This is a genomic window from Mesorhizobium sp. M6A.T.Ce.TU.016.01.1.1, assembly GCF_003997065.1.
GTDB lineage: Bacteria > Pseudomonadota > Alphaproteobacteria > Rhizobiales > Rhizobiaceae > Mesorhizobium > Mesorhizobium mediterraneum.
In genome coordinates, this window is the sequence record NZ_RZTJ01000168.1 from 1 (window position 1) to 400 (window position 400).

The following is a 400-nucleotide window of genomic DNA, read 5'->3' on the forward strand; positions in this document are numbered from 1 at the left end:
GCCATGGACCGGGCCAGTTGCGGCCGCGTTTCGGCGGCCTGGCGATATGCGCATGCCCATGCTGGTCGCGCATCACAGTCTCCGTATCGCGTTTCCCAGGCGATAGATGTGAGCTTCCACTGGAGAACGCAATCCCCACTCCTTGTGCGCACTCAGTCGTCACGGGCGGAACGGCGAAACGGCTGCCTGTCAGGCGAAGACGCCCACCGGGCACGACTGGTCGGCTCTTCGTAACGCTTTTCATGCTGTCTTCTGTCACGCCATTGAAACGTTGCGATCCGCATGACATCGCCAAAGATGCTCAGCAACTGGATCATGGTCAGTCTCCTTTGATGCGATTAGACGGCCGCTGGCCTTCGCCTTCAAACGAGTATAATTTCCACTTCGGATAATCCTGGGT

Annotated in this window: 1 protein-coding gene; it reads right to left on the reverse strand. The window is 58.2% G+C overall.

The features are described from left to right. Positions 1 to 152: 152 nt before the first annotated feature. Positions 153 to 317, reverse strand: coding sequence for a hypothetical protein (locus EOC94_RS33800; RefSeq protein WP_127295902.1), 165 nt, complete (start codon positions 315 to 317; stop codon positions 153 to 155). Positions 318 to 400 lie beyond the last annotated feature (83 nt).